The following is a 25,466-nucleotide window of genomic DNA, read 5'->3' as shown; positions in this document are numbered from 1 at the left end:
GCCCGCACGACACGTCCAGGGCACGCCACACCACCGGACCGCGTCTGAGGCGCCCCCGGCTGGGCTGGCCGCAACGCGTCTTCTCCCAGGTGCTGCTGATGCAGCTGGCCATCGCCGCGGGCGTCACCGCGCTGGCGACCGGCCTGTTCCTCGCCCCGCTCAGCGCCCAGCTGGACGACCAGGCGATGCGCCGGGCGCTCGCCATCGCGCAGACCACCGCCGCCGAACCGCGCCTCGACGACGCGCTGGAGGCGTCCCGTCCGAGCCGCAACGGCCCGGTCCAGAACGAGGCGGAACGGATCCGCGCGGCCACCGGCGCCGAGTACGTCGTGATCATGGACAAGCGCGGGGTGCGCTGGTCCCACACCGACCCTGACGAGATCGGGCACCACGTCTCCACGGACCCGAGCGCCGCGCTCTCCGGCCGGGAGGTCATGCAGATCGACGAGGGCACCCTCGGCCGCTCCGCGCGCGGCAAGGTTCCGCTGCGGGACGAGAACGGCAAGGTGGTCGGCGCGGTCTCGGTCGGTATCGCCTACGAGAGCGTGCAGGAGCGGCTGCTGTCCACCGTGCCGCAGCTGCTCGCGTACGCGGGCGGGGCACTCGCCGTCGGCGCGCTGGCGGCCTATCTCGTCGCCCGCCGTCTCCAGCGGCGCACCCATGACCTGGCCTTCTCCGATATCTCCGCACTGCTCGCCGAGCGGGAGGCGATGCTGCACGGCATCCGGGAGGGATTCCTCGCACTCGACGGGCAGGGCCGGATCCGCCTGATGAACGACGAGGCGCAGCGCCTCCTCGATCTGCGCGCCGAGGACACCGGCCGCCCCCTGGACGCCGCCCTTCCCCCGGGCCGGACGACCGATGTGCTGGCCGGCCGCGTCTCGGGCGCCGACCTGCTGGCGGTCAGCGGGCACCGGGTGCTGGTGGCGAACCGTATGCCGACCGACGACGGCGGCGCGGTCGTCACCCTGCGCGACCGCACGGAGCTGGAGCGGCTGGGCCGCGAACTGGACGGCACCCGCGGTCTCATCGACGCCCTCCGGGCCCAGGACCACGAGCACGCCAACCGGCTGCACACCCTTCTCGGCCTGCTCGAACTGGGGCTGCACGAGGAAGCCGTGGACTTCGTGACCCGCGCCGTGGGCGTCCACCGGGCCACCGCAGAGCAGGTCACCGAGCGCATCCACGACCCGCTGCTGGCCGCCCTGCTGGTGGGCAAGGCCACCGTCGCCACCGAACGGGGCGTGTCCTTGCGGATCGCGTCCGGCACCCGGCTGCCCGACCGCTTGATCGACCCGCACAGCCTGGTCACCGTCCTCGGCAACCTCGTCGACAACGCACTGGACGCCACTGCCGGCGCGCCCGACGCCCAGGTGGAGGTGGAGATGCGGGCCGAGGGGCGGACCGCCGTCGTGCGCGTCTCCGACAACGGGCCGGGCGTGCCCGAGGAGCGACGGGCCGAGATCTTCACCGAGGGCTGGACCACCAAGGAGCCGCCCGCCCACGGGCAGCGCGGCATCGGACTCGCGCTGGTCCGCCGGCTCGCCGAGCGCTACGGCGGCGACGCCGTGGTGCGCGAACGCCCAGGGGGTGGCGCCGTGTTCACCGTCACGGTCCCCGACGCGCTCTCCGCGGAGCTTCCCGAGCCGGCCGGGGCAGCCGGCGCCCCCGAGGGCGCGCGCCGGGCCGAGGACGCCACGGAGGCCGGCCGATGATCGACGTACTGGTCGTGGACGACGATGCGCAGGTCGCGCGGATCAACGCGGCGTACGTCGCCAAGGTGCAGGGATTCCGGGTCAGTTGCGTCGCACATACGGCGGCGCAGGCTCTGGCCGCCCTGGAGACGCACCCCGTCGAGCTGATCCTGCTGGACCACTACCTGCCCGACCGGACCGGCCTCCAGCTGGTCGGCGAACTGCGGCGCCGTGGCCTGTTCACCGACGTGATCATGGTGACGGCGGCCCGCGACATCGCGACCGTACAGGCCGCGATGCGGCACGGCGCGCTCCAGTACCTGGTCAAGCCGTTCACGTTCGCGGGCCTGCGCTCCAAACTGGAGGGCTATGCGGCGCTGCACCGCACCTTCGCCGGCGGCGGGCAGGCCGAGCAGTCCGAAGTGGACCGGCTCTTCGGTGCGTTGGGAGCCGCCAACGCCGGCTCCGCCGAGCTGCCCAAGGGGCACTCCACCGCCACCGCCGACCGCGTGCGCTCGGTGCTGCGGTCCGCGGACACCCCGCTCTCGGCCCAGGACGTCGCCCACCGGGCCGGACTGAGCCGGCAGACCGCCCAGCGCTATCTGAAGCTCCTGGAACGCGCCGGCCGGGTCCACCTCACCCTCAGGTACGGCGAAACCGGCCGCCCGGAACACCGCTACGAATGGGTCTGACCCCGGGCGGAAGCTAGACCGCGCCCGCCCCCGTGAGTGCCCGCACCTCCGTCTCCGCGTGCCGGGCCGGATCGGCGGTCCCGGGGGACAGCAGTGTGCCCAGCCAGCCCATCAGGAAGCCCAGAGGGATCGAGACGGCCCCTGGGTTGGAGAGCGGGAAGACGGCGAAGTCCAAGTGCGGGAAGAGGGATTCGGGGCCTCCGGAGACCACCGGCGAGACGACCACCAGGGTGAGGGCCGGAATGAGCCCGCCGTAGACGGACCAGACGGCACCCCGCGTCGTGAAGCGGCGCCAGAACAGGGCGTAGAGCAGGACCGGCACATTGGCCGAGGCGGCGACCGCGAAGGCCAGGCCCACCAGGAAGGCGGTGTTCAGGTCCTGGGCGAGCAGGGCCAGCCCGATGGCGACCGCTCCGACCGCGACCGCGGCGAGGCGTGCCACGGCCACCTCGCGGCGCTGTGCGTCCCGCGCCGTGCCGCGTGGCCGGCGCAGCGAGGCGTACAGGTCGTGGGCCACGGACGCCGACGAGGCGAGGGTGATGCCGGCGACCACGGCCAGGATGGTGGCGAAGGCGACCGCGGCCACCACGGCGAAGAGAACCGTTCCTCCGGTGGATCCCGCCCCGCCTCCCAGATCGACGGCGAGCAGCGGAACGGCGGTGTTGCCCGCCGGATTGGAGGCCCGGACCGCATCACTGCCCACTACGGCGGCGGCCCCGAAGCCGAGCACGACGGTCATCAGGTAGAAGCCGCCGATCAGCCCGATGGACCAGCCGACGGAACGGCGGGCGGCTCGTGCCGTGGGCACGGTGTAGAACCGCGACAGGATGTGCGGCAGCCCCGCCGTTCCGAGGACGAGCGCCAGCCCGAGGCTGAGGAGGTCCAGCCGCGCGGTCCAGTCACCGCCGTATTTGAGACCCGGCGCGAGGAACGCCTTTCCGTGGCCGCTGCGTTCGGCGGCGGTGTTCAGCAGCGCACCGAGATCCCCGTGGAAACGGATCACCACCAGGACGGTCAGGGCCGCGGCGCCGCCCAGGAGGAGCACCGCTTTGACCACCTGGATCCAGGTCGTGGCCCGCATTCCGCCGAAGGCGACGTAGACCACCATCAGGGTGCCCACGCCGATCACCATCCAGGTACGGGCCTGCGGCCCCGCGTTGCCGAGCAGCAGCGCCACCAGACTGCCCGCACCGACCATCTGTGCCACCAGATAGAGCACGGACACGGTGACGGACGCCGCGCCGACCGCGATCCGGACCGGGCGCTCCCGCATCCGTGCGGCGACGACGTCGGCGAGGGTGAACCGCCCGCAGTTACGGACGAGTTCGGCCACCAGGAAGAGCACGAGCAGCCAGGCGACGAGGAAGCCGACCGAGTACAGCAGACCGTCGTAGCCGAAGAGGGCGACCAGCCCGGTGATGCCGAGGAAGGACGCGGCGGACATGTAGTCACCCGCGATGGCGAAGCCGTTCTCCATGGGCGAGAAGAGCCTGCCACCGGCATAGAACTCCACCGCGGAGCCACGCCTGCGGCGCCCCGCCCACAGAGTGATCGCCAGGGTGAGCGCGATGAAAGCGCTGACCAGAGTCAGGGCGAGGGTCTCGTGGCCGACGGTCATCGGGCGTTCCCCCTGGTCAGTTCCTGGGTTTCCCAACGGATCTCCAGCGCCGCACGGTCCCGCCGCAGCCGCGCGTGCCGCATGTAGGCCCAGGCGAGCAGAAACGTTGTGGCGAACTGGCCGAGCCCCGCGGCCATCGCGACGTTGAAGGCACCGACGAGCTGACGGGCCATGAGGCCGGGCACGGCGATCGCCGCCACCACGTAGGCGAGGTACCAGACCAGAAAGGCAAGGGTGGCGGGGACGACGAAGCTCCGGTATCGGCGGCGCACCTCCTGGAACGCACCACTCCGGTGCACCGCCAGATAGATCTCGGCCGGGGAAATCCCGCCGTCCCGCGGTCCTCCTACGGTCAGCGGCTCCTCGACGCCGCCGCCCTGGTCCGCCGCGTCCGCCGTACCGGCCGGTTCTCCCCACCCAGGGGCGAGGGCGTCGTACCAGGGGTCGTCGAGCCGTACGGCCCCTGGCTCACCGGCCGAGCGGCCGTCCTGCTTGTCCACCGAACTCTCCTTGGTGCACGGGTTGGTTGTCCGTGCCGCCCAAGGGTGGACAGAAAGGAAGATCCCGGACGCTCGCTTGCCGACCCTTCACCCCATCAGGTGATGGGCAATCGGGAACTACCCGGGCGGCTGTGCGAGCCCGTTGCGGTACGCGTAGTGGATGGCCTGGGCCCGGTCGCGCAGTCCCGCCTTGGCGAAGAGGTTGTTGATGTGGGTCTTCACGGTCGCCGTGGAGACGTGCAGGGTGCGGGCGATCTCCGGGTTGGACAGCCCCTCGGCGACCAGCCGCAGCACCTCCGCCTCGCGCGCGGTCAGCCCGTCCGGGGGCTCCGCCGGTGGCTGCGGCACGGTGTGCGCGGGCTCGGTGAAGCGCTCCAGGAGGCGCCGCTGGATCTTCGGCGACAGGCCGGCCTCACCGGACAGCACGTCGTCGATGGCGCGGACGATCTCCTCACCGTCCGCGTCCTTGGTCAGGTAGCCGCGGGCGCCGGCCTGCAGGGCGGGGAAGAGTGAGTCGTCGTCGGCGTAGGTGGTGAGGACCACGACCTGGGTGCCGGGGTGCTCCGCGCGGATCCGGCGGGTGGCCTCGACCCCGTCGCAGCGGGGCATGCGCAGGTCCATCAGGACCACGTCGGGCGCGTGTCGGGCCACCAGTTGGACCGCCTCCTCGCCGTCCGCCGCCGAACCGACGACCTCGATGCCCGGCAGCAGCCCCAGCAGCATCACGATCCCCTCGCGCACCACCGTCTGGTCATCGGCGACCACCACCCGCGTCACCGTACGTGCCGTCATGCGGGCACCCGCAACCGCACCACGAAACCCTCCTCGTCAGGGCCGGACTCCAGCGTTCCGCCGAGGAGTTCGGCGCGCTCCCGCATCCCGAGCAGACCGTACCCGGAACCGCTCCTGGAGAATTCGGCGGACCGCCCGCGGCCCCCGTCGTCCCGCACTTCGAGCCCCACGTCGTCCGCCCCGTAGTCCAGCCGCACGCTCACCCGCGCCCCCGGGGCGTGCTTGCGCACGTTCGTGAGCGCCTCCTGGGCGACCCTGCGGACCGCGAGGCCGGCCTCGGGGGTCAGCACGCGGGGCTCACCCGTCACATCCAGCCGAACGCCCTCAGCGGCCGTCAGACGGCGCAGGAAGTCCTCGGCCGGGATCGTCTCCCCGCGGAGGGCGGAAAGCGCCTCACGGGTGCCGTCAAGCCCTTCCCGGGCCATTCCCCGGCACGCCACGACCCGCTCCAGGAGCTGTGCGCGATCCGCCTCCAGGTCGGGGCTGCGCTGGATCAGCTGCCGCACCGCCTCCAGATGCACCAACTGGGCGCTCAGGCTGTGGGCGAGGACGTCGTGGATCTCCCGCGCGATCCGGCCCCGTTCGGCCAGCGCCGCCGACTCCGCCTCGGCCTTGCGGGCCGCCCGCTCCTGGGCCAGCAGCCGCTGGGCGTTGCCGCGCGCCGCGGCGTCGAGGCGGATGACGTAACCGGCCAGGGCCAGGCCCACCGTGGTCGTGGCGGTCGTCAGCCAGTTGTCGGTGTTCATCACGGCGTACGCGGCGAGCGCGGCGGACGAGCACAGCACGCCGACGGCCAGCGGGAGCCGTTCCATCGCGAGGATGGCGCAGGCACACCACAGGACGATCGCCGGCGTCCGGGCGCCTGCGAAGGAGAAGCCGAAGGCCGCGGCCTCCAGTACGAACAGCAGGCCCACGGACGGCCAGAGAAGGCGCTCGCGCGTCACCCGGAAGAAGCCGCGGAACACCACGAGCGTGGCGGCGACCCCCGCGAGTGCCGCCACCAGCGCCCAGCCCCGGAAGTGCGGCCCCGCCACTGTGGACCACGTCAGCCCCGCGACGACCAGGACGCGCACCGACCGGCCGATCCACAACCGGGCGCCGCTCACGCCTTCACGGGACAGCGACTCCCGCAGGGGCCAGCTCATCAGGGAAGGGGGCAGCACGTACGGTCCTCGATCGGTGGGCGGCAGTAGCGGGCGCGCCGGGGCCTCAGCCCGCGACCGGGACACCGTACGTCCGCTGAAGGGCCTGGGCCCGCCAGGTGGTGACGCCGCTCCGGGTCAGCAGCATGGCGGCGACCGAGAGCATGATCGCCGGGCTGCCCTGGTGGACGCCCATGGCCGCGGCGAGGGCCGTCAGGCCGCCGCGCAGCACCATGGCGCCGAGCCACACTCCGGCCGCCGCCCAACCGCCCTTGGTCCACACCGCCCCGTCCGCGTCCGTCCAGATGCGCGTCGTCCAGGCCCAGCCCGCACCGCAGGCCAGCCCTATCAGGAGCCCCCCGGCCAGCAGGACGGCGGACACGGACCGGTGTGCGGGGTCCAGGAGACCGGGATCGCGCAGCGCCAGGAATGCCAGGACGGCGGGGATCAGCCACCACTTGCGGCCCTCGGACGTGATCCGCTGGGCGCTGAACTGCTTGATGAACACGAACGCGACAGCCGCGACGATCACCACGATGTTGAGCAGGCCGCTCATGACCTACAGCCTCCGGGGGACGGCGTTTTCCGACCTCACCGACGCTACGGAGCGGGGCCGCCGCACGGATCGGAGCCAGGGTGGGGAGCGGGTGGAAAACACCGCGGGCGTCTCTCCACCCTGGGGTGGAGAGACGCCCGCCGGGACTCAGGGAGCGCTCAGGTGTCGATCCGGGAGCGGTCCATGGTGGCCGCGGAGTTGGTGATGAACTCCTTGCGGGGGGCGACCTCGTTGCCCATCAGGAGGTCGAAGGTCTTCTCCGCCGCCTCCAGGTCGCTGATGTTGATCCGGCGCAGCGTGCGGTGGCGCGGGTCCATGGTCGTCTCGGCGAGCTGATCGGCGTCCATCTCACCCAGGCCCTTGTAGCGCTGGATGCTGTCCTTGTAGCGGACGTTCTTGCGCTGGAGCTCCAGCAGCGTCTGGCGCAGCTCGTTGTCCGAGTAGGTGTAGATGTACTTGTCCTGCCCCTTCTTGGGGTTGGTCAGCTCGATGCGGTGCAGCGGCGGCACGGCGGCGAAGACCCGGCCCTGCTCGACCATCGGCCGCATGTAGCGCTGGAAGAGGGTCAGCAGCAGGATGCGGATGTGGGCGCCGTCGACATCGGCGTCGGCCAGGAAGATGACCTTGCCGTAGCGGGCCGCGTCGATGTCGAAGGTGCGGCCGGAACCGGCCCCTATGACCTGGATGATGGCGCCGCACTCGGCGTTCTTGAGCATGTCCGAGACCGAGGACTTCTGGACGTTCAGGATCTTGCCGCGGATCGGCAGCAGCGCCTGGAACTCCGAATTCCGGGCCAGCTTCGCGGTGCCCAGCGCGGAGTCGCCCTCGACGATGAACAGCTCGCTGCGGTCGACGTCGTCGCTGCGGCAGTCCGCGAGCTTGGCCGGCAGCGAGGAGGACTCCAGCGCCGTCTTCCGCCGCTGCGCCTCCTTGTGCTGGCGCGCGGCGATACGGGTGCGGGCCGCGGCGACGACCTTCTCCAGGACGGCGCGCGCCTGCTGCTTGCCGTCCCGCTTCGTGGACGTCAGGAACGCCTTCAGTTCCCGGCTCACCACCTGGGCGACGATCCGGGAGGCGGCGGAGGTGCCGAGCACCTCCTTGGTCTGGCCCTCGAACTGCGGCTCGGCCAGGCGCACGGTCACGACCGCGGTCAGGCCCTCCATGGCGTCGTCCTTGACGACGTCGTCCTCGGCGACGCGGAGCAGCTTGCTCGACCGCAGGACCTCGTTGACCGTCCTGGTGACCGCGCGCTCGAAGCCGGAGACGTGGGTGCCGCCCTTGGGGGTGGCGATGATGTTGACGAACGACCGGAGCGTGGCGTCGTAGCCGGTGCCCCAGCGCAGCGCGATGTCGACGCCCAGTTCGCGGGTGACCTCGGTGGGGGTCATGTGGCCGCGGTCGTCGAGGACCGGCACGGTCTCCTTGAACGTGCCCTGCCCGGTCAGCCGCAGGACGTCGCAGACCGCCTTGTCCTGCGCCAGGTACTCGCAGAACTCGCTGATGCCGCCGTCGTAGTGGAAGGTCTCCTCGGTCTTGCCGGCGCCGTCGAGGCCGCGCTCGTCGCGGACGACCAGGGTGAGGCCCGGGACGAGGAAGGCCGTCTGGCGGGCGCGGGCGTGCAGCGTCTCCAGGGAGAGCTTGGCGTCCTTGAGGAAGATCTGCCGGTCGGCCCAGTAACGGACGCGGGTGCCGGTCTTCGTCTTGGGGATCCGCTTACCCTTGTGCAGACCGTTGGCCGGGTCGAACGGGGCGTCCGGGCCGGACTCCGTGAAGATGCCGGGGACGCCGCGGCGGAAGCTGATCGAGTGGGTCTTGCTGTTGCGGTCGACCTCGACGTCGAGCCGGGCGGAGAGGGCGTTGACGACCGAGGCGCCGACGCCGTGCAGACCGCCGGAGGCCGCGTACGAGCCGCCGCCGAACTTTCCGCCGGCGTGCAGCTTGGTCATGACGACCTCGACACCGCTCAGCCCGGTCTTGGGCTCGACGTCCACGGGGATGCCGCGGCCGTTGTCGCGCACCTCCACGGACCCGTCGTCGTGGAGGATCACCTCGATGTGGTCGCAGTAGCCGCCGAGCGCCTCGTCGACGGAGTTGTCGATGATCTCCCACAGGCAGTGCATCAGACCGCGGCTGTCCGTGGAGCCGATGTACATGCCGGGGCGCTTGCGGACCGCTTCCAGGCCCTCAAGGACGAGCAGATGCCGCGCGGTGTAATTGGAACCGTCCCGGTCTGCCCCGGTCAGCACTGCGGTGGACGGCACGGACATCTCGGCGGTCACGCGGTTCGCTCCTCGCTGAATTTCTGGCAGTCCGCATTCCGCGGACTCGGTTGTGGCGGTGTCGCCCGTCAGAGGGTACCGAGGCCTGGTAGAGCCGATGTGACGCCACCCGTAAGCATGCTCATGGTAGTAGAATTTCGCTCGTGCGTTCGATCGCTCGTTGGGGTGACGTCCGAGTGACGTGCACATCACGTTCCCTTCGAGGCATGAACCATTTAGGCTCCGGGCACGTCCTCATCAACAACCGGCAAGCCAGCCGGGGGGACAGACCCAGCACCCAACGTGAATCAGACCACCAAGCAATACGGCTCATTCGCCGCCACCCGGCAGCACCCGGCCCCCTCGAAGAATTTTTTCGAGGAAAAGGCACGAGCGGGAACGTTTTCGGCCTGGTTGGATGTTGACCCTGGTACGACAGCTCGTCGAGCTAGAGAAGAGGCGACGTGACTACTGTTCTGACACCCGCGAGCCCGCTGACGGCCGCTGACCGCTGCGACCGCTGCGGCGCCCAGGCATACCTGCGCGTCGTCCTGATGTCCGGCGGAGAACTGCTCTTCTGCGCCCACCACGGTCGCAAGTTCGAGCCAGAACTCAAGAAGATCGCCGCGGAAATACAGGACGAGACGGAGCGGCTGAACGCTTCTCCGGCGTCCGCGTCCGATGAGGAACGCTGACACTTCGCATCCACGACGAGCGAGCAGCGGCCCTGCGCCGTGCGGCGGGCGGTCACCCCGGCACCACCGGGGGGCCGCCCGCACTCGTACGCCCGTCCCGCACGACCTGCCGGCTCCCGGCGGCGGTTCACCCCGCCCCGTGCGCCGATACGGCCGGAAGCAGGGCCGAGGCCCGGGTATAGACCCCCGGACTGCCCGCCTGGCCACAGCCGGTCCCCCAGGACACCAGCCCCACGAGACGTCCGCGGACGACCAGTGGCCCCCCGCTGTCACCCTGGCAGGCGTCCCGCCCACCGTCCGGCGCACCCGCGCACAGCATGGAGCGGGACCGGTACGTACCGTCCGCGCTCCCCGGATAGGCCCGCGCGCAGACCGCGTCGCGCAGCACATTGACCCGCGCCGAGCGCAGCCGTGACGCATAGCTGCCCTCGCCCGTGGTGTCGCCCCAGCCGTAGACCGTGGCCCGGCTGCCCGGCCGGTAGGCCCGGTCGTTCCGTCCCGCTATCGGGATGGTCCGGTTCGCCACCGGCTTCGGGAGCGTGAGGACGGCCATGTCGCCCTCGTTGGTCCAGCTGTCATAGCGGGGGTTCACCCAGACCTTCGCCGGCTTGAGCTCGTGCCCCCCGCCGCCGGTGAGGTTGTCGCGCCCGATCACGATGCGCAGGTCCCGGACCTGCTGCCAGGGGACGCCCAGCACCTCTTTGCTGAGGCAGTGCGCGGCCGTCACGACCGTGGAGTGCCCCACCAGCACCCCGCCGCAGAACTGACCGGAGCGATGGGCCCCGAAGCGCTCGTGGGAGGCCAGCGCCACCGCCCAGGGGCTCTGGGACAGCTGGGCGGGCTTCCCGCCGATCACCGACTCGTCCGCGGCCGCCGGCACCGGCAGGGTGAGGACCAGTGCGAGGGCTCCGAGAGCGGCGCCTGCGGTCGGACGCATACGGACTCCTGACTGTGGGACAGCTGTCGCCCACCCAGAGTGACCCAAACGGCTGCGCCCCGCACGTGGACGGCGGCGAGCCCGGCCCCTCCCCGTTGGAGAGACCGGGCTCACGGCGCTGTACGGGCCGGTCGGTTCGACTAGTCGAGGTAGTCCCGCAGCACCTGGGAGCGCGACGGGTGACGCAGCTTCGACATCGTCTTCGACTCGATCTGACGGATCCGCTCACGCGTGACGCCGTAGACCTTGCCGATCTCGTCCAGCGTCTTCGGCTGGCCGTCGGTGAGACCGAAGCGCATGGACACGACGCCGGCCTCCCGCTCCGAGAGTGTGTCCAGAACCGAGTGCAGCTGCTCCTGCAGGAGCGTGAAACTCACTGCATCGGCGGGCACGACCGCCTCGGAGTCCTCGATCAGGTCACCGAACTCGCTGTCGCCATCCTCACCCAGCGGGGTGTGCAGCGAGATCGGCTCGCGGCCGTACTTCTGGACCTCGATGACCTTCTCGGGGGTCATGTCGAGTTCCTTGGCCAGCTCCTCCGGAGTGGGCTCGCGGCCCAGGTCCTGGAGCATCTGGCGCTGGACGCGGGCCAGCTTGTTGATGACCTCGACCATGTGGACGGGGATGCGGATCGTACGGGCCTGGTCGGCCATGGCGCGGGTGATGGCCTGGCGGATCCACCACGTCGCGTAGGTCGAGAACTTGTAGCCCTTGGTGTAGTCGAACTTCTCGACCGCGCGGATCAGACCGAGGTTGCCCTCCTGGATCAGGTCCAGGAAGAGCATGCCGCGGCCGGTGTACCGCTTCGCCAGGGAGACGACGAGCCGGAGGTTGGCCTCCAGGAGGTGGTTCTTCGCCCGACGGCCGTCCTCGGCGATGATCTCCAGCTCACGCTTGAGCTTCGGTGCGAGCTTGTCGGAGTTCGCCAGCTTGTCCTCGGCGAACAGGCCCGCCTCGATGCGCTTGGCGAGCTCGACCTCCTGCTCGGCGTTGAGGAGGGGGACCTTACCGATCTGCTTGAGGTAGTCCTTGACCGGGTCGGCGGTGGCGCCGGCCGCGGCGACCTGCTGGGCCGGGGCGTCGTCCTCGTCGTCGTCGGAAAGGACGAAGCCGGCGTTCTCCGGGGTGTCGGCGCCCTCGGGGCCCTCACCCTTGCCGGGCGTCGGGGTCTCCTCGGTCACCTCGTCGTCGAGCAGCTCGTCGACGTCCTTCTTGGCCGCGGTCTTCTTCGCGGTGGCCTTCTTGGCCGTGGTCTTCTTCGCGGCCGTCTTCTTGGCGGTCGTCTTCTTCGCCGCTGCCTTCTTCGCAGGCGCGGACTCGGACTCACCGGCCGGGTCCGCCGCGGGGGCGGGGGCGGCGGCGGTGGTCTTCTTGACCGTGGCGGTCTTGGCCGCGACGGTCTTGGTGGCGGTGCGCTTCGCCGGACTCTTCGCTGCGACGCTCTTGCGGGTGCGCTTGGGCGCCTCTGCGGCACTGACCATCAGCGTCACACCCTCCTCGTCGAGGATCTGGTTGAGGCTGCGCAGAACGTTCTTCCACTGGGTTGGCGGAATCTGGTCAGCCTCGAAGGCCCGACGCACGTCATCGCCGGCGATCTGCCCATCTGCCTTTCCCCGCTCGATGAGCGCCATCACAGACTCGGACTCGGCGATCTCCGGCGGGAGCGTACGGGATGTGCTGGCCGACACGAACAACCTCTCGGAACGATGGAAACGACTTCCGACCCCGTCCAGTGTGGATCGGAGCCGACGACCGCCGGTGGGGATGGACCGACGGCGCAGGGGCAACCGGGGAGTTGAACAGCGTCACGAACGCCGTTCGTATTCCCTCCTCGGCTATCACCTCTTAAGTCATCGCGCTTCCCGGGAGAGCGTTACGCCCAATCTGCGTGGCCCGAGTCACACCCCATAACGACCCATTCCCTGTCATATGACATGCAATCCTCCCGAGGTCTGCCGCCGGATCCGGTCGACGCCCCGGATCCGGCGAGCGTGTGCGCCTTCGCCGCGTACGGCATGCCCGCCCGAGGGGGTGCGCGGGGCACGAGGTCGCGCGGCGCCTACGTTCCGTACGCGGTCGGGTACGGCCTTCAGTGCTCGCGGGGCGCGGGGACGACGTGGTCCACGGGCGTCCCGGAGCCCTGGCCGACCGCCTCGCCATGGGCGGCGAGGAGCTGGCGCATCGCGGATTCGGCCGCCGTGGCATCGCCGGAGCCGATGGCGTCGACCACCCTCATGTGCTGGCCCACGGAGGTCTCGACCGGCCGCTCACAGCCGCCGCCGGGGCCGCCGGAGACGTGCAGTGCGGCGGAGACGATGCCGGAGAGGTGCTCCAGCATGCGGTTGCCGGCGAGCTGGAGAAGCAGGGAGTGGAACTCGGCGTCGGCGCGGCCGAAGGTCATGGTGTCGCCCTGGGCCGCGGAGTGCCCCATGATCTCGACCATGTCGGCCAGCCGCTGCTGGATGTCCTCCCGGCCGTGCCCGGCGGCGAGCCGGGCGGCCAGCGGCTCGATCGTCCAGCGCAGCTCGCACAGCTCCCGGCGCTGGTCGTCGCGCTGCGGCCCGTAGGCGCGCCATTCGATGATGTCGGGGTCGAGGAGGTTCCAGTCGCTGACCGGACGCACCCGGGTGCCCACGTTCGGGCGCGCACTCACGAGCCCCTTGGCCTCAAGGACGCGCAGGGACTCACGGACGACGGTGCGGGAGACCTCGAAGCGCTGGCCGATCTCCTCGGGGACGAGCGGTCGGTCGGCGCCGAGATCGCCGGAGACGATCATCTGGCCGAGCTGCTGGACGAGTTGGCCGTGCAGGCCGCGGCCGCGGCTGCCGGCCGCCCGTCGGCCGACCCGGCCGATCTCCGCCTCGGAGCCGTCCCAGACCTGCGGAACGCGCTCGGCACGCTCCGGGCCGGCCGCGGTGCCGGCGTTCGCGGCGTTGGCGTAGGGGTAGCGGTCAAGCTCGCCCGGGCCTGCGAGGCCGGTGTCGCCGGGGCGAGCCGCGGTCATCATGGTGTGCGCAAGGGTACTCACGCATCCTTTGTCGGCGACACCCTGAACACCCTTGAGGTCTTTGGTGAAAAGCACACGAAAGGGTGATCGCCCCCCATCCCTGAATTGACGCTTTATCGGAAGGAAATGCACTGTCCAGAGCGGGTTATGAGCAGCATCCGCAACAACAGGGCGTCAAAACAGGCGCCTTACTCGACCGGAACGGGGAGCCGAGGGGTGCGGCGTGGTCATCGCCGCAGGTCAGAGCCGGTTGTCCGCAACGGCGGCGCGTTGCCTGGGGATTGGGCCGAACCGGATCCCACGACCGATATGGCGCGGTCGATTCCGGACCGGCACTTGACGGCCGCCGCACAACCACTCCATGAAATCAGGGAATTTCACATGCGGAACAGCGGCCTCAACGGGCATCCGTCACACCGGATGACAACCCGTTCCACACCTCAACTCACCAGCCTTTCCGCGCCACGGGCGTTGCACGGCAGGGGTATTGGCGATCCGCTCGGGGACAGCGACATCGGCGGCACGCACCCCCGCGGCGGCCCCGTCAATGCGAGCGGCGCGAGCGGTGCCCGAGCAGGCCGGGGCACCATCGGCACCTGACGGCCGCAGGAGCCGCCACGCCCGAAGGGGCGAGCCGCCGGCAGGCGTGCGGCCGGGCGTCAGTCATCGGCGACGCGAGTGGACCCGCCCGGACAAGGTACCGACATATGTCCTATTTTCTCGTAATTGTTCAATCGTGTCGGTTTTCGGAAGTGCCGGGTTCACGGGTTCGGAAGTGTCCGGTTCACGGGGCTCGGGAGAGGACGGCGGCCCGTGGTCGTCCCCAGCGGGAAGGCCGAAGGCCGTGTGCTCAGACCTCGGGGCGCAGCATCGGGGGGTTGAGCAGTGTCGCGCCGCCGGCCCGGAAAAGCTGTGCGGGACGGCCGCCCTGACGCGTCGTGGTGCCGCCCGTCGGTACCAGGAACCCCGGCGTGCCGGTCACCTTCCGGTGGAAGTTGCGGGGGTCCAGGGCGACCCCCCACACGGCTTCATAGACCCGGCGCAGCTCACCCACGGTGAATTCCGGCGGGCAGAAGGCGGTGGCCAGCGAGGAGTACTCGATCTTCGAGCGGGCCCGCTCCACCCCGTCGGCGAGGATCTGGGCGTGATCGAAGGCGAGCGGGGCCGCCAGCTCGCCCTCCCGGACATGGGTGTCGTCCGGCTCCAGCAAGGTCTCGACCGGCGCCCAGCGGGCACTACGGGCGTCACCGCCTGCCGTGGGGGCCGGCAGGTCCGGCGCGAGGACCAGATGCGCCACGCTGACCACCCGCATCCGGGGGTCCCGCTTCGGGTCGCCGTAGGTGGCGAGTTGTTCCAGATGGGCGCCGTACGCGGGCGTCGGGCCGGCCGGGGTCTGGGCGTGCAGGCCGGTCTCCTCGGCGAGCTCCCGGGAGGCCGCTGCCTCTAGGTCCTCGTCGGCCCGGACGAATCCGCCGGGCAGCGCCCAGCGGCCCTGGAACGGCGGCTCACCGCGGCGTACGGCCAGCGCGCACAGGGCGTGGCGGCGCACGGTGAGCACGACCAGGTCGACGGTGACAGCGAAGGGCGGGAAGGCCGACGGGTCGTAGGGAGGCATGGCGTGATCATAGTCGTCCGCCTGACGATAAACAGGCCCGCTGTACCTCACGATCCCAGTTGGAGACCCTCCGCGGCCGCTTCCACCATGCCCATGCCGAGCCTGCTGATCCGTACGGCGAACGGCTGCTCGGCGACGCTCAGCCCGGTGAGCTGCATCGCGCCGAGCGGGGCCGTGCCGAGCGGGCGCACGGACACCGTGCCGGCCGGGACGTCGGGGCGCAGCCCGGCGAGGGCGATCAGTATGTGCACCGCGCCGGCCGCCGCCACCGCTGCGGGTCGGCAGGCCGACGGGTGCGGCACAGGGGCTCCGTCGGCGGTGCGCTGCTCCCCCGCGTACATCTCCGGGAGGCGGTGTCCGAAGCTCTCCGCGGCGTCGAGGATGCCCCGGGTCAGGGCTCCGGCGGCGCGCTCGTGGCCGGCCGCGGCCAGTCCCGCGGCGGCGATCGCCGACTCGTGGACGCGGACCGCACCGCTGCGGTGGCCGAACGGGTTGTAGCCGCTCTCCCTGGCACCCAGTCCGCGCAGGCCCCAGCCGGAATCCATGGACGGCCCGCTCAGCAGCCTGGCCAACTGGTCCGTCTGTGAAGCGTCGAGCAGGCCCGGAGCGAGGGCGCCACCGCCGAGCAGTCCGGTGTCGAGGAGGTGGGCGCCGGCGGAACCCAGGTACGGAACGGGCCGGCCGTCGGCGGTGAGCAGCGCGGCGGGGCGGCCGCCCGCCCGGTCCTCCAGCCAGAAGTCCCTGCGGAACCGGGCGCGCAGTTCCGCGGCCCACTCACGGAGCGCCGCGGCGTCGGCGGACCCGCAGGCGTCCAGGAGGTCCGCGCCCAGCAGGGCGGCCCGATGGGCGTGGGCCTGGGTCTCGCAGCGGTACGGCCCGCCGGGCGCCGGATCGGGGACGTAGCCGCTGCGGGCGCGGCCCACCGGGTCGGAGGCGATCCGCAGCCATCTCAGACACCTTTCCGCGGCGGGCAGCAGCCGTTCGGTCTCCGGCTCGGGCAGGCCCCAGCGGCGCGCCTCCGCGAGCACGACGGGGAAGAGCAGGGTCGCCTCGACACCCGTGCAGCTCGGTGGGGCGTGCGGTCCCGCGTCCCGTAGGGCTCCCGGAATTCGGCCGAAATCCGGCCCTGGTGCGGCCTGTTGGCTACGGGCGACCGCCCGTAGGGTGCCCGCGGCGAGCCGGGTGCCCAAGGGCAGCAGCATTCTGGCGGCCCACAGCGCCTCGGCCGGTGCCAGCCCACAGCGCCAGGGGAACCCGCCCGCGAGATAGACGTCCGCGGGCGCTGCCGGGTCCCGCATCGCCAGGCCGTACAGATCGTCCAGCCCGGCCGCCATGAGGGCATCGGCCCGCTGGTCGTCGCACTGCAGCCGGGCGTCCGACCAGGGGCGGGGTGGCCGGTCCGCACGCGTGCGCGGCGCGAGGGAGCCGCTCCGCGGACCGGGGATGCGGGCGCCCCCGGCCCGACGGTGCCCGGCGAGGCCCCCGCCCGGCCCGGCGGTCGTCTGCTCCAGCGCAGCGCGCAGCTCGATGGTGCGGCGGCCGCCCGCAGGGAGTTCGAGTTCCCAGCGCAGCAGCCCGGCCGAGGCCAGGGCGTCCTCGGGCGGCGGATCGACGGTCACCACCGCGTGCACGCCCGGCCCTGACCAGCGGAGACCGGAGCCGTGGACCGCCGCGCGCAGTTCCGGGCCCGGGAGGCCGACGGCAACGGCTCCGAGCTCCGCCAGGTCGGTCTGCAGGCGGATCTCCACCGGCAGCCGGACGGGCCGGGTCGCGCTGCTGAGAAGGGTGATCCGCTCGGTGCCGTCGGCCCACCGCAGCCGCTCCATGCGGATCTCCGGGTCCGGTCCCCGCTCGCCGGTTCTGCGGACCGTGCCGACGAACCGGGCCCGGTCGGCTGCGGTCAAGCGGCCCTGGACGACCAGTGGTTCGCCACCCGCGATCCGCAACTCGCAGTGGGACAGGACCCGCCGGCCGTCCCGGTAGAAGCCCTCCATGCCCTGGCCGGTCAGCTGGCCCGATGCGGGGGACACCGCGAGGGCCGGCAGTGCCACGCAGACCAGCGAGGAGTGGACGGGTTGCGGTTGAGGGGCCCGCGGCGGTGCATGACGCCGCTCTTCCGGTTGCCGACGGAACGGTTGGGTGGTGGGGACGATGCCTGGCACGCTCTGCGCTCCCTGGTGACGTCGGGGCTTCTTACGGCCTCCGCCATACAGGTGAACGGTCCGGCCGGCGCCCAGGTCACGCCGGCCGCCCAACGACCGCGCGGTCACTGCCGGCTCCGGTCGTCCTGGCCGCTCCGCCGACCGCCTCGTCCCCCGGTCGTGCGCGCCCCTGGGCCCGTGCCGCCGCGGGGTCCCCGAGGTCGGCCGGCGGGTGCGGTCCGGCCGGGCGCCGGGCGCTTGGCGGACTGCGGTCGCTTGGCGGCGGGGGTGGGGGCGCAGGCTGGGGCGCTGGTCGCCTCCTGATGCTGCTCGCGCAGGCAGCGGCGCAGCGGCTCCGGGTCGAGCCCCTCGTTGATCGCACGGTGCAGCAGCTGGGCGAAGGTGTAGTCGGGGTCGAGCGAGAGGGCGCATCCGAGGGCCACCCGGGCCGAGGGGCCGTCCTGTGTGGACCAGCTCACCCATCCGGCAAGGGTGAGCGGTGCGGTCGCGTGCTCGGCATAGCTTCCGGCGCAGCGCCGGGCGAGGGCCCGCCACAGGCGGAGGGCGGGGGCGGCGGCGGTGCCGTCCATCCACTCCGCCGCCCTGTCACGGGTGACCCGGTCCTGGAGTCCGAGGATGAGACCGGCCGCCTCGGCGTTGGTGATCAGCGCGTCGTCGCAGGCGTCCCGGGCCCGGTTGCTGCCTGTAGGGGTGTCCTGGCGGAAGCGGTGGATCATTGCGGCGGCCAGGTCGAGGGTGTCCTTCCGGACGACGGCCGCACCGTCCGGCCGGAGCATCCGGGGCAGCAGTGCCCGGGCCGCCGCGTCCAGGGCCTTCTCCTGTTCGACGGCCCGCGGCCCGGTGCGGGGCCGCAGCCTGGCCTCCATCTCCTTGAGCGAACCGCGCACCTGCATTCCGGCGTAGGCGGCCGCCGCGGCCATCACGGAGGTGCCCGGCATCACCATCTCTGTGCCGTCCGCGGGGCAGCACCGGAAGTCGGGGCAGCAGTAGGACCAGAAGCGCCCGTTGGACAGGCAGAGGGCTTCGAGTACGGGGACGTCGAGCGCTCCGCAGGCCGTGCGCAGCCGCTGGGCGAACGGCTGGAGCCGGTCCCTGACGTCCCGGCCGTTCTCGCCCTCCCCTGGCTCCTGGCAGAGGTACACGATGATCGCCGTGGGCCGTGCGGACCCGTCCTGGCCGGCCGAGATCAGGCAGTCGGCGAGTTGGTCGGCGACGTCGGGCCACTGCGTCCGGTCTGCCGGAATGCCGAGCCGGACCCGGCCGCCGAACCGTCCGCGCTCACCGTGCAACGCGACCAGCACCACACTGTCGTCCGGATAGAAGCCCATCAAGTACGGCAGCGCATCGGCGAGTTCGGCCGGGCCCCGCAGCGTGACCTGGGTCTCCGCGGCCGGCGCCGGGAGCGCGTCGTCGGGGGTCGGCAGGGAGAGGTGCGGGGCGTCGGCTGCGCGGGCGTGGCGGGAGGTCTCGGTGCGTTCTGCCGGTTCGGTGGGCCGGGGATCGGTCGGGGCGTGGGAGGACTCCGGAGAGGGCGTCGGGCTCGGGATCGAGGGGATGGGAGGGGGCGGAGTCGAGGAGGTCGAGGGGTTCGGAGCAGGTGCGCCGGAAGGGGTCGGGGACGTCTCGGAAGTCGCCGAGGGCGTCGGGGAGTTGGGGTCGGTATTGCGCTTGTGCGGTTCGCTCTGCGGATTCATGGCTCGAAGATCTCGCGATCGACCGCTGCTCCGCGACCCCTGTGGATAACTCTGGGTGACGAGTTATCCACAGGTTCGGGCAAGGGTTCGCGCACTGTCAGTGGCATCGGGTTGCATGGGGGCATGAGCAACGAAGATCTGCGTACCGCAGCCGATGCCGTCCTGACCCGGCTCGTCGGCGACCCCGGCGGTACGGCCCGGCTCCGGGAGGACCAGTGGCGGGCGATCGAGGCCCTGGTCGCCGAGCGTCGTCGCGCGCTGGTCGTGCAGCGCACGGGCTGGGGCAAGTCGGCGGTCTATTTCGTCGCGACCGCGCTGCTGCGCGAGCGCGGCAGCGGACCGACCGTGATCGTCTCTCCGCTGCTCGCCCTGATGCGCAACCAGGTGGACGCCGCTGCCCGGGCGGGGATCCGCGCGCGCACGATCAATTCGTCCAACACCGAGGAGTGGGACACCGTCCAGGCCGAGGTGGCGGCGGGTGAGGTGGACGTCCTGCTGGTGAGTCCCGAGCGGCTCAACAACCCCGACTTCCGTGATCAGGTCCTGCCCAAGCTCGCGGCGGCGACGGGGCTGCTGGTGGTCGACGAGGCGCACTGCATCTCCGACTGGGGCCACGATTTCCGCCCCGACTACCGGCGGCTGCGCACGATGCTCGCCGATCTCCCGCCGGGTGTGCCGGTGCTCGCCACCACGGCGACGGCGAATGCGCGGGTGACCGCCGATGTTGCCGAACAGCTCGGGACGGGTGAGGGGACGGCCGAGGCGCTGGTGCTGCGCGGTCCGCTGGACCGGGAGAGCCTGAGTCTGGGCGTGCTGCCGCTGCCGGACGCCGCGCACCGGCTGGCCTGGCTCGCGGACCATCTGCACGATCTCCCGGGCTCGGGGATCATCTACACGCTCACCGTCGCCGCTGCCGAAGAAGTCACCGCCTTCCTGCGTCACCGCGGGCACACGGTCGCGTCGTACACGGGCAAGACCGAGAACGCCGACCGCCAGCAGGCCGAGGACGATCTGCTCGCCAACCGTGTCAAGGCGCTGGTGGCCACCTCCGCGCTGGGTATGGGCTTCGACAAGCCCGATCTGGGGTTCGTGGTGCACCTGGGCTCGCCCTCGTCGCCGATCGCGTACTACCAGCAGGTGGGCCGCGCCGGCCGTGGGGTCGAGCACGCCGAGGTGCTGCTGCTGCCCGGCCGGGAGGACGAGGCGATCTGGAAGTACTTCGCCTCGCTGGCGTTCCCCCCCGAGGAACAGGTGCGCCAGACGCTGGACGTGCTGGCCGCCGCCGGCCGGCCGGTGTCGCTGCCGGCGCTGGAGCCGCAGGTCGAACTGCGCCGCTCACGCCTGGAGATCATGCTCAAGGTCCTTGACGTGGACGGCGCCGTGCAGCGCGTCAAGGGCGGCTGGATGTCCACGGGCCGACCGTGGGCGTACGACGCGGAGCGCTATGCGTGGGTGACACGGCAGCGCGAGACCGAGCAGCAGGCGATGCGCGAGTACGCCTCCACGGCCGGCTGCCGGATGGAGTTCCTGCGGCGGCAGTTGGACGACGAGGCGGCGACCGCCTGCGGCCGGTGCGACAACTGCGCCGGGGCGCGGTTCACCGCCGAGGTGTCGGCCGCGTCGCTGGATGCGGCGCGCGGTGAGCTGGGGCGTCCGGGCGTGGAGGTGGAGCCGCGACGGATGTGGCCCACGGGTCTGCCGGCCGTCGGCCTGGAACTCAAGGGACGCATTCCGGCGGACGAGCTGGCCGCGACCGGCCGGGCCCTGGGCCGGCTCTCCGACATCGGCTGGGGCAATCGGCTGCGCCCGATGCTCGCGGCTCAGGCACCGGATGGTCCGGTTCCGGACGATGTCGCCTCCGCGGTGGTCACGGTCCTCGCCGACTGGGCGAAGGGACCCGGTGGTTGGGCATCCGGGGAGGCGGATGCCCCGGCCCGCCCGGTGGGGGTGGTCTGTCTCCCCTCGCGTACCAGGCCCCAGCTGATCCGCTCGCTGGCCGAGCGGATCGCAGCGGTCGGCCGGATGCCGTTCCTGGGCGCGGTGACGTCGGCGGAGGACGGTGTCGACACCAGGATTCCGCGCAGCAACAGCGCTCAGCGGCTGCGCGCGCTGCACGGCTCCCTCGACGTGCCGCCGCAGCTGGCGCAGAGCCTCGCGTCCGTGGGCGGTCCGGTGCTCCTCGTGGACGACTACGCCGACACCGGCTGGACGCTGGCGGTGGCCGCCCGTCTACTGCGCCGGGCCGGAGCCGAGGGGGTGTTTCCACTGGTCCTCGCCGTACAGGCGTAGATGGATGGTCCCGGTGGTGGTCAACGGCCGCCCGGTGGAGAGCCGGTCGTGCGCGAACCCGTTGCCGGCGGTCGGGACGGGGCCGGTTCACGGGTGCGACGACAGGGAACATTTGCCACACATGGCGCGATTCCAGTCTCCTGGGGGAATTGCTCGTTGCCCGCATGCCTGTACGACCGCAAGAATTGGAGGTGCTTCCCCGTTCCGGCCGCTCCGCGGTCACGCTCGGTCATGTCCTGGTGCTCGGACATCGGGACACCGTCCGACGCGCTGACGCGTGGACGAAGGGAGGACCCGTGACCTTCGGCTTCGTCCCGCCGCCGCGCCTTTCGCCGCCCTCACCGCCCGACCCTTCCGCCCGGCTGGGGCGGATGCTGGAGCCCGCGGAGTGGGCCTCGGCCGGTATACCTCTGCTGCGCAATCCCCGTGAGGTCGTCACCGGCCTGCACGAGCGTCATCGTCCGGGGCGGTCGACGGCCATCGTGGCGGTGCTCGACCCGCAGGAGCGGGTGACGGCCAGCGCGTCCTTCACCGAGCCCGCGGCCGCACCCGACGGCTGGGAGTTCCGTAATGCCCTGCTGGCGCATCTGCGCCGGGTCATCCCGCACGACCTCCGGTTGCGTGCCCCGGTCCGGACCGCCGTGCTGCTCTACTGCCGTGACGGGGAAGCCCGTTGGACGGAGACCGACGGGGCGTGGATGTGGGGTCTGCGCGACGCCTGCACGCTGCACGGTCTCCGTTGCGGCGCGTACATCGCACTGACCCCCGAACGCTGGCAGGTGCTGGGGGAAGGCCGGGGCGGGCGCCGGCCCAGGACTTCGTCCCAGGACAAGTCGCACACGGACGCCCGCCGTGCGGGAGCGGGCCTCGCGGCGGCGCACCACAGCGCGGCGCCGCGCCCGGACGCACCACGTACGGCCACGGTCGTCGCCCAGGGCCGGCCGGCGCCGCGGAGTACCGGTGGCGGGGCACCGGAGGCCCATCGGCACACGGCGGCGCGCTGATCCGCCTCGCGCCGTACGGGAACGCAAGGCGCGAGAACGCGAGAACTCCGCGGGAAGGCACGCCGTACGCGGCGGCGGACCCGTGCGGAAACGCAGGCGAGCCCGACGGCCTTCGAAGGCCGACGGGCTACTGCGAGCCGGAGCGGTCAGGCGCTGGCGCCGAGAACGGTGTTGATCCGCTGCGGGTCGCCGCAGACGATCAGCAGCGTTCCGGCGCGGGCCAGCGCCGAAGGCAGCGCCTGCGCGGCGACCTCGTCCGTGCCGCCGTTGACGGCGACGACCACGACGGGGCGGCCGGTGGCGCGCTCGGCGCCGGCATCCGCGTAGAACACGTCGTCAGCGGCGTCGTGTTGGGCCCAGTAGGACGCCTCGCCGAAGGAGAGTTCGTGCGCGGCCCATGGGTGGTTCTCGCCCGTGGTGAGCACCAGGATTTCACCCGGGGCACGCCCCGAGTCCAACAGCAGGTCGACGGCTTCGTCGGCGGCATCGATGGCACCGGCGGCGGGCGCCGGGATCAGCTGGAGCTGCGCTCCGGCCGTGCCGGTCGTGCCGACCGGGGGCTGCGGGGAGCCGGTGCGCTGCACCGGCGGAGCGGCGACAGGCCCACGCGGCGGGGCAGCGGGTCCGGGCTTGCCCGGACGGGCACTGGCCGCGGGAGCACCGCGCGGCGGCGCGGGGCGGGGACCGGGGCCAGGGACAGGACGGGGGGTCGGCGCGGTACGGCCGGCGGCCGGAGTTGCGCGGGGACCCGGGACACTCTCGTGAATCTGAGGCTCCTCGGGGAAGAGAGGCATAAAGGGATGTCTATCAAACGTAAGTGCGGGACACGTCATCGGGTACCGAATTGATGCCCGCACCGCTCAGAAGTCGAAGCCGAGTTGGCCGCCGGCTTCCAGAGCGGCTGCTTCTGGGGTGATGCGCACCTTTTTCAGATGCCGCCACCGGGGCAGCGCGTCCATGTAGGACCACGACACTCGGTGGTGCGGCGTGGGTCCGTACTCCTCCAGGGCGATGCGATGGGTCGGCGACGGGTAGCCGGCGTTGGCCGCGAAGTCGAAGTCGGCGTATTCCAGGCCCACTTCAGCCATCATCGCGTCGCGCTGCACCTTGGCGAGCACGGAAGCGGCGGCAACCGCGATGCAGGACTGGTCCCCCTTGATGACCGTGCGGACCTGCCACGGCGTGCCCAGGTAATCGTGCTTGCCGTCGAGGATGACCGCGTCCGGACGGACCGGCAGCGCCTCCAGGGCACGTACCGCCGCGAGCCGCAGTGCCGCGGTCATACCCAGCTCGTCGATCTCCTGCGGCGAGGAGTGCCCCAGGGCGTAGGCGGTGACCCACTGGCCGAGCACTTCGCACAGTTCGGCGCGGCGCTTGTGGGTCAGCAGCTTGGAATCGGTGAGTCCGTCGGGTGGCCGGCGGAGTCCGGTGATGGCCGCGCAGACGCTGACCGGTCCGGCCCAGGCTCCGCGTCCGACCTCGTCGATCCCTGCAACGATCTTGGCGCCCGTCTTGGCGCGCAACGATCGCTCGACGGTATGGGTGGGGGGCTCGTACGGCATGGCGCCAGCCAGATTACGCCTATTCGGCCCAGCCTTCCGCATCGGATCCGCACCTGGCCGCAATCGGTGCCGGTGAGGGAGCGGGCGGGCCCGGCGAGTGACGCTACCGGCGGGTATCCGAGGCGCCAGTGGGTGGCCTTCCGAGTCCGGCGGATCGTCGCCGTTCGTCTTCGCGGGCATGTCCGGGCAGCGCGAAGTGGCGGTTCCGCGCCAGGCGTTGGCGCCACCGGTCGTGTCCGGGGTTCAGTCGGTTACGGGTCGGGCGGCCGGCTCCCGGCGGGAGCACGGAGCCGTGGGCCAGGTGCGGCCCGGGGCAGGTGTGTGGTCGGCGTGGTCAGTCTTCGAGGGTGGGGGCCCATGACGGGAGGGGCTCGGTGCCCTCCAGCCAGGCCGCGGGAGGCGCACCGGCCGGGTCGGCGGCGACGATCCCGCCGACGATGCCGCAGGTGGTGTCGACATCGCCGCCGGCCCGCACGGTGGCCCAGAAGGCCTTCTCGTAGTCGCCGAGATGGCGGGCCGCCGCCCACAGGGTGAAGGGCACGGTGTCATGGGCGCTGGTGCGCCGGCCGCAGCCCAGGACGGCGGCGACGGTGCCGGAGTCGGCGTAGTCGAGCATGTCCCGGGCCCGGCGGAGTCCGGCCTGTACGGCGCTGCGCGGGATCAGCTCCAGTACCCCGTCCAGCAGCTCCTCGGGTCCGGTCTGCCGGCCCTGGTCGGCGACCAGGGCGGCCGCCGCGGCCACGGCCATGGCGCCGACCACGGCCTCGCGGTGCTGGTGGGTGGTGTACGCGGAGATCTCCGCCTGGTGGGTGGCCTGCTCGGGGTCGTCGGCGTACCACGCGCCCAGGGGGGCGATGCGCATGGCGGCGCCGTTGCCCCACGACCCCTGGCCGTTGAAGAGCGCCGAGGACAGCTCGCGCCAGTCGCCGCCCTCGCGGATCAGCCGGAGCAGGCGGTTGACGGCCGGGCCGTAGCCGCGGTCGAAGTCGTGGTGGTCGGCGAAGGAGGCCGCCAGGGCGTCCTGGTCGATCCGGCCGTGCGCGACGAGCACGGACAGGACGGAGCAGGCCATCTCCGTGTCGTCGGTCCACTGCCACGGGGTGGGCGGCAGCTCGCGGCGCTTGAGGGCGGGGTAGTGGGCGGGGACGAAGAACTGGGATCCGAGGGCATCGCCCACGGACAGTCCGCGCAGGCTCGCCAGAGCCCGCGCACAGCGGTCTGCGTCACGGAGGTCGGGGGTCATCGGTGT

General features: G+C 72.0%; 20 protein-coding genes. 5 read left to right on the top strand and 15 right to left on the bottom strand.

All coding sequences use genetic code 11. The features are described 5' to 3' along the window. The first annotated feature begins 98 nt into the window (after positions 1-98). Positions 99-1,715: a sensor histidine kinase gene (locus AB0G35_RS20420; protein WP_360950998.1), complete on the top strand. Its 1,617-nt coding sequence runs from the start codon at positions 99-101 to the stop codon at positions 1,713-1,715. Beyond that, complete coding sequence (locus AB0G35_RS20415; RefSeq protein WP_360950995.1) at positions 1,712-2,386, top strand: response regulator; 675 nt, start codon at positions 1,712-1,714, stop codon at positions 2,384-2,386. The genes AB0G35_RS20420 and AB0G35_RS20415 overlap by 4 nt, the downstream gene beginning before the upstream one ends. Positions 2,387-2,399: 13 nt before the next feature. On the opposite strand, the gene AB0G35_RS20410 is transcribed toward AB0G35_RS20415, so the two are convergent. The 6 genes from AB0G35_RS20410 to AB0G35_RS20385 form a co-directional block, all read right to left on the bottom strand. Continuing rightward, positions 2,400-4,004 carry a cation acetate symporter gene (locus tag AB0G35_RS20410; protein WP_360950992.1) on the bottom strand — a complete coding sequence of 535 codons (1,605 nt, stop codon included), beginning with the start codon at positions 4,002-4,004 and terminating at the stop codon, positions 2,400-2,402. Continuing rightward, positions 4,001-4,504: a DUF485 domain-containing protein gene (locus AB0G35_RS20405; protein WP_360950989.1), complete on the bottom strand. Its 504-nt coding sequence runs from the start codon at positions 4,502-4,504 to the stop codon at positions 4,001-4,003. Before AB0G35_RS20405 ends, AB0G35_RS20410 begins: the two co-directional genes overlap by 4 nt. 117 nt (positions 4,505-4,621) lie before the next feature. Then, positions 4,622-5,296 (bottom strand): response regulator transcription factor, encoded by a 675-nt coding sequence (locus tag AB0G35_RS20400; protein ID WP_360950986.1) that lies wholly within the window; start codon positions 5,294-5,296, stop codon positions 4,622-4,624. After that, entirely contained in the window at positions 5,293-6,441 is a 1,149-nt protein-coding gene (locus tag AB0G35_RS20395) for a histidine kinase (RefSeq protein ID WP_360950983.1), read from the bottom strand. The genes AB0G35_RS20400 and AB0G35_RS20395 overlap by 4 nt, the downstream gene beginning before the upstream one ends. Positions 6,442-6,505: 64 nt before the next feature. Next, entirely contained in the window at positions 6,506-6,994 is a 489-nt protein-coding gene (locus AB0G35_RS20390; protein WP_360950980.1) for a DUF1453 domain-containing protein, read from the bottom strand. 158 nt (positions 6,995-7,152) lie between these two features. Continuing rightward, on the bottom strand, positions 7,153-9,273 hold the full coding sequence (locus AB0G35_RS20385; RefSeq protein WP_360950977.1) for a DNA topoisomerase IV subunit B: 2,121 nt from the start codon (positions 9,271-9,273) through the stop codon (positions 7,153-7,155). A gap of 443 nt (positions 9,274-9,716) precedes the next feature. Between AB0G35_RS20385 and AB0G35_RS20380 the strand changes: the two genes are divergently transcribed. Further along, positions 9,717-9,947: a hypothetical protein gene (locus tag AB0G35_RS20380; protein WP_030412880.1), complete on the top strand. Its 231-nt coding sequence runs from the start codon at positions 9,717-9,719 to the stop codon at positions 9,945-9,947. 127 nt (positions 9,948-10,074) lie between these two features. On the opposite strand, the gene AB0G35_RS20375 is transcribed toward AB0G35_RS20380, so the two are convergent. The 6 genes from AB0G35_RS20375 to AB0G35_RS20350 all read right to left on the bottom strand — a co-directional run bounded on the left by AB0G35_RS20375 (position 10,075) and on the right by AB0G35_RS20350 (position 19,362). Beyond that, on the bottom strand, positions 10,075-10,884 hold the full coding sequence (locus AB0G35_RS20375; RefSeq protein ID WP_360950974.1) for a serine protease: 810 nt from the start codon (positions 10,882-10,884) through the stop codon (positions 10,075-10,077). A 140-nt stretch (positions 10,885-11,024) separates the two neighbouring features. Beyond that, positions 11,025-12,572, bottom strand: coding sequence for an RNA polymerase sigma factor (locus AB0G35_RS20370; protein WP_360950971.1), 1,548 nt, complete (start codon positions 12,570-12,572; stop codon positions 11,025-11,027). Positions 12,573-12,973: 401 nt separating this feature from the next. Continuing rightward, positions 12,974-13,966, bottom strand: a complete 993-nt coding sequence (locus tag AB0G35_RS20365) for a FadR/GntR family transcriptional regulator (protein WP_360950968.1) — start codon at positions 13,964-13,966, stop codon at positions 12,974-12,976. Positions 13,967-14,741: 775 nt separating this feature from the next. Further along, positions 14,742-15,506 (bottom strand): NUDIX hydrolase, encoded by a 765-nt coding sequence (locus AB0G35_RS20360; protein ID WP_360950965.1) that lies wholly within the window; start codon positions 15,504-15,506, stop codon positions 14,742-14,744. A gap of 47 nt (positions 15,507-15,553) precedes the next feature. After that, positions 15,554-17,557, bottom strand: coding sequence for a glycogen debranching N-terminal domain-containing protein (locus AB0G35_RS20355; protein WP_360950962.1), 2,004 nt, complete (start codon positions 17,555-17,557; stop codon positions 15,554-15,556). 215 nt (positions 17,558-17,772) lie between these two features. Further along, complete coding sequence (locus tag AB0G35_RS20350; protein ID WP_360950959.1) at positions 17,773-19,362, bottom strand: DUF4192 family protein; 1,590 nt, start codon at positions 19,360-19,362, stop codon at positions 17,773-17,775. A 123-nt stretch (positions 19,363-19,485) separates the two neighbouring features. Here AB0G35_RS20350 and AB0G35_RS20345 point away from each other — a divergent pair, with 123 nt between their 5' ends. Together AB0G35_RS20345 and AB0G35_RS20340 are read left to right on the top strand one after the other, a co-directional pair. Beyond that, positions 19,486-21,651: a RecQ family ATP-dependent DNA helicase gene (locus AB0G35_RS20345; protein ID WP_360950956.1), complete on the top strand. Its 2,166-nt coding sequence runs from the start codon at positions 19,486-19,488 to the stop codon at positions 21,649-21,651. 296 nt (positions 21,652-21,947) lie between these two features. Next, on the top strand, positions 21,948-22,655 hold the full coding sequence (locus AB0G35_RS20340; protein WP_360950953.1) for a hypothetical protein: 708 nt from the start codon (positions 21,948-21,950) through the stop codon (positions 22,653-22,655). Between the two features lie 146 nt (positions 22,656-22,801). Here AB0G35_RS20340 and AB0G35_RS20335 read toward each other — a convergent pair whose 3' ends face one another. The 3 genes from AB0G35_RS20335 to AB0G35_RS20325 all read right to left on the bottom strand — a co-directional run bounded on the left by AB0G35_RS20335 (position 22,802) and on the right by AB0G35_RS20325 (position 25,460). Next, a complete protein-coding gene (locus AB0G35_RS20335) occupies positions 22,802-23,449 on the bottom strand; it encodes a hypothetical protein (protein ID WP_360950950.1) in 648 nt (215 codons plus the stop codon). Positions 23,450-23,515: 66 nt separating this feature from the next. Beyond that, complete coding sequence (locus AB0G35_RS20330) at positions 23,516-24,217, bottom strand: ribonuclease HII (RefSeq protein WP_360950947.1); 702 nt, start codon at positions 24,215-24,217, stop codon at positions 23,516-23,518. 334 nt (positions 24,218-24,551) lie between these two features. After that, positions 24,552-25,460 (bottom strand): ADP-ribosylglycohydrolase family protein, encoded by a 909-nt coding sequence (locus AB0G35_RS20325; RefSeq protein WP_360950944.1) that lies wholly within the window; start codon positions 25,458-25,460, stop codon positions 24,552-24,554. Positions 25,461-25,466: the final 6 nt, after the last annotated feature.

The sequence above is a fragment of the Streptomyces sp. NPDC021749 genome (assembly GCF_040640655.1).
In the GTDB taxonomy this organism is placed as follows: domain Bacteria; phylum Actinomycetota; class Actinomycetes; order Streptomycetales; family Streptomycetaceae; genus Streptomyces.
The sequence above is the reverse complement of the archived record's forward strand: the minus strand, read 5'-3'. Positions and strand labels throughout refer to the sequence as shown.

Bases quoted from the DNA above. Each gene is read 5' to 3' on its own strand.
- AB0G35_RS20375 (WP_360950974.1), bottom strand. From the start codon at position 10,884: ATGCGTCCGACCGCAGGCGCCGCTCTCGGAGCCCTCGCACTGGTCCTC.
- AB0G35_RS20335 (WP_360950950.1), bottom strand. From the start codon at position 23,449: ATGCCTCTCTTCCCCGAGGAGCCTCAGATTCACGAGAGTGTCCCGGGT.
- AB0G35_RS20360 (WP_360950965.1), bottom strand. From the start codon at position 15,506: ATGCCTCCCTACGACCCGTCGGCCTTCCCGCCCTTCGCTGTCACCGTC.
- AB0G35_RS20350 (WP_360950959.1), bottom strand. From the start codon at position 19,362: ATGAATCCGCAGAGCGAACCGCACAAGCGCAATACCGACCCCAACTCC.
- AB0G35_RS20325 (WP_360950944.1), bottom strand. From the start codon at position 25,460: ATGACCCCCGACCTCCGTGACGCAGACCGCTGTGCGCGGGCTCTGGCG.
- AB0G35_RS20420 (WP_360950998.1), top strand. From the start codon at position 99: ATGCAGCTGGCCATCGCCGCGGGCGTCACCGCGCTGGCGACCGGCCTG.
- AB0G35_RS20395 (WP_360950983.1), bottom strand. From the start codon at position 6,441: ATGAGCTGGCCCCTGCGGGAGTCGCTGTCCCGTGAAGGCGTGAGCGGC.
- AB0G35_RS20345 (WP_360950956.1), top strand. From the start codon at position 19,486: ATGAGCAACGAAGATCTGCGTACCGCAGCCGATGCCGTCCTGACCCGG.
- AB0G35_RS20390 (WP_360950980.1), bottom strand. From the start codon at position 6,994: ATGAGCGGCCTGCTCAACATCGTGGTGATCGTCGCGGCTGTCGCGTTC.
- AB0G35_RS20410 (WP_360950992.1), bottom strand. From the start codon at position 4,004: ATGACCGTCGGCCACGAGACCCTCGCCCTGACTCTGGTCAGCGCTTTC.
- AB0G35_RS20415 (WP_360950995.1), top strand. From the start codon at position 1,712: ATGATCGACGTACTGGTCGTGGACGACGATGCGCAGGTCGCGCGGATC.
- AB0G35_RS20330 (WP_360950947.1), bottom strand. From the start codon at position 24,217: ATGCCGTACGAGCCCCCCACCCATACCGTCGAGCGATCGTTGCGCGCC.
- AB0G35_RS20400 (WP_360950986.1), bottom strand. From the start codon at position 5,296: ATGACGGCACGTACGGTGACGCGGGTGGTGGTCGCCGATGACCAGACG.